Source organism: Coleofasciculus sp. F4-SAH-05 (assembly GCF_040222985.1).
Classification (GTDB): domain Bacteria; phylum Cyanobacteriota; class Cyanobacteriia; order Cyanobacteriales; family Coleofasciculaceae; genus Coleofasciculus; species Coleofasciculus chthonoplastes.
Window position 1 is genome coordinate 85,124 of record NZ_JAVKBY010000063.1, and the last position, 7,284, is coordinate 92,407.

General features: G+C 46.8%; 5 protein-coding genes. 1 reads left to right on the top strand and 4 read right to left on the bottom strand.

Going from position 1 to position 7,284, the window contains the following annotated elements; genetic code table 11:
- Positions 1-65 precede the first annotated feature (65 nt).
- The 3 genes from ftsH to RIG27_RS07910 form a co-directional block, all read right to left on the bottom strand.
- Positions 66-2,147, bottom strand: coding sequence for an ATP-dependent zinc metalloprotease FtsH (gene ftsH / locus RIG27_RS07900; RefSeq protein ID WP_446342385.1), 2,082 nt, complete (start codon positions 2,145-2,147; stop codon positions 66-68).
- A 137-nt stretch (positions 2,148-2,284) separates the two neighbouring features.
- Complete coding sequence (locus tag RIG27_RS07905) at positions 2,285-2,980, bottom strand: hypothetical protein (protein ID WP_446342383.1); 696 nt, start codon at positions 2,978-2,980, stop codon at positions 2,285-2,287.
- Between the two features lie 305 nt (positions 2,981-3,285).
- Positions 3,286-3,408: a hypothetical protein gene (locus RIG27_RS07910; protein ID WP_446342381.1), complete on the bottom strand. Its 123-nt coding sequence runs from the start codon at positions 3,406-3,408 to the stop codon at positions 3,286-3,288.
- A 226-nt stretch (positions 3,409-3,634) separates the two neighbouring features.
- Between RIG27_RS07910 and fghA the strand changes: the two genes are divergently transcribed.
- On the top strand, positions 3,635-4,486 hold the full coding sequence (gene fghA, locus RIG27_RS07915; protein WP_446343992.1) for an S-formylglutathione hydrolase: 852 nt from the start codon (positions 3,635-3,637) through the stop codon (positions 4,484-4,486).
- Positions 4,487-4,768: 282 nt separating this feature from the next.
- On the opposite strand, the gene RIG27_RS07920 is transcribed toward fghA, so the two are convergent.
- The gene (locus RIG27_RS07920) at positions 4,769-6,547 is read right to left on the bottom strand and encodes a ShlB/FhaC/HecB family hemolysin secretion/activation protein (protein WP_446343994.1); all 1,779 of its coding nucleotides are present in this window, start codon (positions 6,545-6,547) and stop codon (positions 4,769-4,771) included.
- Between the last annotated feature and the right edge of the window lie 737 nt (positions 6,548-7,284).

Consider the following 7,284-nt stretch of genomic DNA (forward strand, 5'->3'; position numbering starts at 1 on the left):
AGAATTATGATTCATTCCTTATTTCCTTCTTCCCCAGCTCCCAGACGTTCCACCTTTAGTCTCTACTATGACGCTACTCGCTTATTCTCCAACGCCACAAACTTATCCACCGATCGCACTTGTTGCAGGAGATTTTGTAAGTCTTCTCCTTCAATAACTTCCGTCGCTAATATCTGTTGGGAAATTTGTTCAAGTAAATCGCGATTGTGATTGAGAATCGCCAAGGCTTGCTGATGAGATGTTTCTACAATTTCTCGCACTTCCATATCAATCGCTTTTGCCGTTTCGTCACTGACACTCCGGCGTACATTCCCGCCACCATTGCCTAAGAAACTATTGCCTTGAGCCTGATTATATGCCAAAGGACCCAAAACTTTACTCATGCCATAAGTTGTCACCATGCGTTCTGCTAACTCCGTGGCGCGTTGCAAATCATTCGCCGCCCCTGTGGTGATATTACCAAAGACAATTTCTTCAGCAGCGCGTCCTCCTAATAGGGTGGCAATATCGCCGCGAAGTTCCACTTCATTCATCAAAAAACGGTCTTCTGTGGGTAGTTGCAGTGTGTATCCTAACGCAGACATTCCCCGTGGCACAATGGAGATTTTCGCGACTTTACCACTTCCTGGCATTAACGCACCCACTAAAGCATGACCAACTTCGTGATAAGCGACAATCTTTTTCTCAACATCGTTGAGAACCCGGCTTTTCTTCTCCAACCCCGCCACGACTCGTTCAATGGCTTCGGCAAAGTCGGCTTGAGCAATGGTATCCTGTCGCTTGCGGGCGGCTAATAAGGCGGCTTCATTGACCAGATTGGCTAAATCAGCCCCAGCAAACCCAGGAGTACGAGTTGCGATCGCGTGTAGATCCACATCCTCGCCCAATTTGACTTTCTGGGCATAAATGCTTAAAATTTCTTTACGTCCAGCTAAATCAGGACGGTCAACCAACACCTGACGGTCAAAGCGTCCCGGACGTAACAAGGCGCGATCTAAGCTTTCGGGGCGGTTCGTCGCCGCTAGGACAATCACCGTCGCATCTCCAGCCGCAAATCCATCCATCTCGGTGAGCAATTGGTTCAGCGTCTGTTCCCGTTCATCATTCCCGCCACTATGGAAATTCCCACTACTCCGAGATTTGCCGATCGCATCCAATTCATCAATAAAAATAATACAGGGCGCCTTCTTTTTTGCCTGATCAAACAAATCCCGCACCCGGGCGGCACCCGTACCCACAAATAGTTCCACAAACTCCGACGCGGAAATACTAAAGAAAGACACCCCAGCTTCCCCCGCCACGGCTTTGGCTAAGAGGGTTTTTCCCGTTCCCGGAGGTCCCACCAGCAGTACCCCTTTAGGGATTCGCGCTCCAATTTCGGTAAAGCGATCAGGATTTTGCAAGAATTCGACAATTTCCACTAATTCTGTCTTGGCTTCCTCCGCCCCCGCGACATTAGCAAAGGTAATTTTAGCCGATTCTCCTTCTACATAAACCTTTGCCTTACTTTTACTAAACGAAAGCGCACCTTCAGCGTCTCTGTCATTGCGGCGCAGGAAAAACTGAAAGGCGGCGACGAGGATTAGCGGCGGAACCACCCAACTTAACAGACTCAGTAACCAACCATTTTTGGGAGGAGGCGCAGCAAAAAATTCAATGTCCTGTTCCTGAAGCGTGTTCACCAAGTCTGGATCATCAACCCTGAGTGTGGCATAGATTTGCCCTTGTTGCTCATCCTCGTTGAGCAGTTCATCGGTTGGGTTGAGCGGATCGTCAGATGTTGAATTTAACGGATTGTCGGGGGTATCCAGATCCGGTTCTACTTCTGTGTCTAGGGGCGGTTCTGCCGTTTCCAGCAAGTCTTGAGTGGCTTGGAGAGGATCTTGAGTGGCTTGCAGCAAGTCTTGAGTCGCCTTCAGGGGATCTTGAGCGGGCTTAAGCTGATAAATCACTTGTTCTTCCCCCACCGAAACCCGTGTGACTTTGCCGTCGTCCAGTTGGTCGAGAAATTCGCTATAGGGTACTATGGGAAACCGAGAGGATTTGGGTACAAACAAGTACCCCAGTAAGGATACACTCGCCAGAATTAATAGAATAAGACCAATCTGGCGACCGTGTGGCGATTTCGGTTTGTCTTTAATACTCATACATTTGTTATCTGCACGCTTGATGCCGTGGGCTTGGGTGGATGGGAGAATTCCTATTTTTAGGGTAACAAGTTAGGAAATACTAATTTGCGACAAACCTTACCGCCTTCTGCCCTAGAGCCTTCTGCCTTTTTATACTAACGCTCATATTCCACATAATCCACTTGTCTATCATCAAGAGGAGGCGGTATTACTTCAGTGCGTCGCCTAGCTGAGGGGGCATAAGGAAGCGCATTGTAGGGATGGGGGACAACGTAAGTTGTCCGAGGTGGACGTGGTTGTTGTTGTCGCGACAGCACTGCCAATAATCCCACAACTACAACACCCCCACTAATTGTTACTGCCATACCACCCAATCCCCAAACCAAGCCGGAAATAATCGAATTATCTGACTCAGACTGCTGGACAGGAGTTACAGGGGGCGCTGCTTCAATCCGAGGTGGTATGAAACTATTAGGATTATTGGGATTATTTTGTCCCATAAGATTGTCAATCAACGCTTGCTGGTTTTGCATTTGAGCTTTTAGCTGTTCCGTTTCGGCGCGTTGCTGTTCCAGCATGCCTTTCAAGCGTTCTACTGTAACCTGTTGCTGTTCAAAATCATTACCGGCAAAACCTGGTGTCGTCTGAACTGGCATTTGCGGGTTCTGCCCATAAGCAGGATTATAGGGATTATCAGGATTATAGGGATTATAAGGATTGCTCTGTGGAAGTTGAGCCGTTTGAGAGGGAGGGGCATTCGTAATGCCAAGACTATCTCCGCCTTTCATCATAAACAGAACTGCCACTCCCGCAAAGGCAGCCCCTGTTAGGAATGCCATACCATCACTCATCGCTCTTACCTCACATTCAAAACTGAACTACCACTTATTGTCACTGATACAGGTTGACTGCCATCGGTGAGACTTGACTCCTTATGAGTTTATACGCCATTGATGCAATTGGGAGTTCTCTAGCTGTTCTCCGTTTTCTAATTGAAAACGAGAAAGGCTCAATTGTCCATCCCCAAGGATCTTATAAACGTTTCTAGGTCGTATCACCAGGGTTATAAGAATTTCTCTAGTTACTGATTTGACGGAAAAATGCGGAAATCAGTTAGCCAGTGTTATGCAAGACTAATCCGGATCATGCTTCGATTCTAGACGATTCCACAATCCTGCGATCGCGCCTTCCCTATCACTTCATCGGAAGCTAGGGTAGGTAAGGGATAGGGAAATTTTTTCGGGATGAGCGATCGCGGATACAATAGCCGATTTTTCAACCTGTGACAACTTGACCCCGTAGGCAGCGATTCATAATAATCACTAATCTAAAGCAGACGATGCTAGCCTGTCTGTGGGACAATAGAACAGGACTGACGCTTGCTTCATGCTTTATCGGAATCAATAGCCAATATTAGCCTTCTTGCGGGTATGGGTTGGGCGTCAGGTATCAAAACAGCCGACTTAAAAAGCCACATCTACTGCTGCTCACTACACAATTAATCTATGTCCACAGCCCCCAAAATTCTCTCAGAAAATCGATGCTTCGGTGGTACAGTTGGCTTTTACTCCCATCACTCTCAAACCTGCAACAGTAAAATGCGGTTTGCTGTCTACCAACCGCCTCTAGCCAAATCAGAACGAGTCCCGGTTCTTTATTTCCTGTCCGGCTTAACCTGTACCGAAGAAAATTTTATGGCAAAAGCTGGGGCGCAGAAGTTTGCGGCGAAGTATGGATTAATGCTGGTGACGCCAGATACCAGTCCCCGTGATACCGGAATTCCGGGAGAAAATGACGACTGGGATTTCGGTACAGGCGCGGGTTTTTACGTCGATGCGACAGTAGAACCCTGGTCAGATCATTATCAAATGTATAGCTACGTGGTTGAGGAATTACCGGCAATTATTGCCCAACATTTCCCGGCTCAAATTGATCATCAGGGCATTTTTGGTCATTCCATGGGGGGTCATGGAGCGCTAATTTGTGCTTTAAGAAACCCTGAGCAATATACATCGGTTTCGGCTTTAGCCCCAATTGCCGCACCAACAAAGTGTCCTTGGGGACAAAAAGCATTTACGAATTATTTGGGTGAAGATGAAGAAAGCTGGGGCATCTATGATGCTAGTGAATTAGTGTTAACCGTTGGATATAAGCGTCCAATTCTGATTGATCAAGGGACAGCCGATCCCTTTTTAGAGAAGCAACAATTACTTCCCGGTATCTTTGCCCAAGCCTGTGAAAAAGCCAGAGTCCCTTTAACATTACGCTTTCAGGAAGGGTATAATCACAGCTATTATTTCATTTCCTCTTTTGTTGAAGACCACATTCGTCATCATGCGGCGGTGTTAAAGCTATAACCATCCTAAGCTGAATAGCACTGAAATAAGCATTTTTGCAGTGCCAAAATCCTTGATACACCGTAGGGTGGGCATTGCCCACCAGCATACCAGTCAGTGACATTCATCCTAAGCTGTTCGGCATTTAAATTGGGATACCTAAAACCCTGAAAGGCAACAGGCAACACCTCGACTTCGCTCGGTGTGTCACAGGCAACAGGCAACGCCTGAATACACAATTTAAATGCGTTTTAGCTTATTTAGGGCTGGCTGAATAAGTGCTAAGTTAGAATAACTAATTTCTCAAAAGGGCTGATAATCCAGGGAAAAGTGGAAACCCGATTCTTGCAGTGAATCCCCCCGTTGATTGACTTTAATTAAGGGGATGCCATAGTCTAAACGCAAATCTAAATCAGAATTAATCCGCCAATTGAATCCTAATCCTAAACTGGCAAGGGTGTTGGGATTTGGGTCATCATCTTGATTATTCCAAGCTGTACCGATATCAAAGAAAGGTACGAGTTGTAATTGATTGGGGTTTGAGGTTAGGGGAATCCGGACTTCCAATGACCCCCAAATGCCATTATCAGTAACCAATTGATTTTGGCGATACCCTCGAATGCTATCTCCACCGCCGATCCCAAATCGTTCTAGGGAGAGTAAAGAGTCGGGAGTGAGTTGAGTATTGATTTCTGCCAGGAGTACGGTTCTGGGTGATAATCGCTGTACCCATTGAAATTGTCCTAACCAAGAGAAGAATCGCCCATCGGTTCCTGTATTATTAATTGTGGCATCAAAGGCATCTAGTCCGAGACTAAATTGAGAGCGAGCTGCTAAGATGCGGTTAGGTGTGCGATCGCTCCATTCTTGGAAGAGGCGAATGACGGTAACTTTGGATTCGCCATCCTCTGGTCCTTGGGAGAAGGAAAAGGGGATATCATTGAGTAGGAAGCTTTGGCTACGACGCCAATCGACACTGACACCCAGGGCAAATTCAGTTGTAGGCGATCGCACAATCGGTTGACGGAAATTTACTGATAGGGTGCGGGATTGGCTTCTGATGCCTAAATCTTCAAAGCCGGCTTCTACAATCCGACTGTTACTGTTGCTATAGCTGACGCTAATTTTACCATCACGGGCATTGATGGGAATCCCGTAGTTGACACGATAGAAGTCTAATCCTGGGGTGAAGCCGTATTCAGCAGAAACGCGATCGCCTAATCCGAATAGGTTATCATGGCTGATCAATAGATTGGCTTGTTCTGAGCCGATACTGGGAGATTGATTATTGGCACCAGATACACCGGCGTGAAAGGATGGTGTTTCTTGCAAGTCTAGGAGTAAGATGTTTTTGCCGGAACCACTGCCAGCGATTAGTTCAGCATTGATGTGATTGAGGAGGGGGTCAAGTTGTAACAGTTGTAAGGCTTCTTCCAGGCGATGGCGATTGAAAGGAGTATCGGTTGCTAATTCCAGGCGACGGCGCACATATCCTGGTTTGAGGTGGTTTAATCCCTGGATTTGAATCTGTTCAATTTCACCTTCCACGACTTGAATTTGGATCATCCCATCACTAATATCTTGTTTGGGTAAAAAGGCGCCAGAGGTGACATAACCCTGTTGAATATACAGTTGAGTAATGCTTTGGCGTAGTTCGAGTAAGGCTTCAAAGGTGACGTCTTGGTTGTGATAGGTTTGGGTTAATTCGGCGATTTCTGATTGCAATACGGTATTGCCGAGAACTTCTATTTGATTAATGCGGAATACTTCTGGGGATAGAGAGGGAACTTGAGGCGGTTGGGGAGTCGCAGGTAACTGTAGGTTGGGTTGAGGTGGGGATAGGGGAGTTTCCTGTGGTAAAGGAGGGGATAAATCAGTTGGATTGGGAATGGTTTGTTCCAGGGTTTCTGGTGCACCTTCTGGAATCGTTATCCCAGGGGGTGGAGAAGATTGAGCCACTGTATCGGAATTTCCCAGTGCTGATGGTACAGCTATCTGTAGGGGTGCAAGGCTTGCGCCCCCACATATTGAAATGGTAATGCCAACCTCTACAATTGTTGCCCGTTTCCCTGTAAGATACATCCTGATTTAATTGTCATTTGTTATTTGCTCAATATAGTGTTTACAGATGATTCCTGTACAGCCAAAGCCCTGAAAGCCTTACTGGATAAGGGTGGCTTGTTGGCATCTCAAATGAAAACGCTATAGCTTAGAAGCTGTTCAAAATAAGGGCTTGATACCAATGCGGCTCATTGATTGCCCTAACTGGGATATTTGAAAAGAAAGTTTCTCCCGCCATAGTTGCTGTAGTGGCTCGGCACACCTAAGCAAGGTGGATTAGAATTGTAGGGGCGCACGGTGTGCGCCCTTTTACTGCACCAATGTGCGCCCGATTTCACCGCCAAATCGCTTTATGCAGATGGAAAGTCCATGACTCGGGGCGCAAGCCTTCAGTCAGGGCGCACGTCTGTGCGCCCCTACGGGATTTGTGATAGTGTCATCCTGATCAATGGGATGCGATCGCGCTTTGTGTTGTCCTCTGTGTGTTAATCTGTGTGATTCTCAGAACCTGCGATCGCGTTGGCTTGATTTGAATGAAAACATTTGATGCGCTCGTCTTGGTTTTTCCCAAATCCACCCCACCCTAATCCCTACTTAATATAGCCTTACTCAAATAGCCCTTGGTAGAGTTCCGGTGGAACGTCTCTTACTGGTTTTCTAGGAACTGGTAAAGACGTTGCATTTTAGTCTCTACTGTCAATGCCTCTGAAAGTCTTGATGGCTCAGGGTTTCCCGTTTATGCAGCCAATTTTGTGCAG

Excerpts from the sequence above, each read along its gene's own strand:
- ftsH (WP_446342385.1), bottom strand. The coding sequence starts at position 2,147 with ATGAGTATTAAAGACAAACCGAAATCGCCACACGGTCGCCAGATTGGT.
- RIG27_RS07905 (WP_446342383.1), bottom strand. The coding sequence starts at position 2,980 with ATGAGTGATGGTATGGCATTCCTAACAGGGGCTGCCTTTGCGGGAGTG.
- fghA (WP_446343992.1), top strand. The coding sequence starts at position 3,635 with ATGTCCACAGCCCCCAAAATTCTCTCAGAAAATCGATGCTTCGGTGGT.
- RIG27_RS07920 (WP_446343994.1), bottom strand. The coding sequence starts at position 6,547 with ATGTATCTTACAGGGAAACGGGCAACAATTGTAGAGGTTGGCATTACC.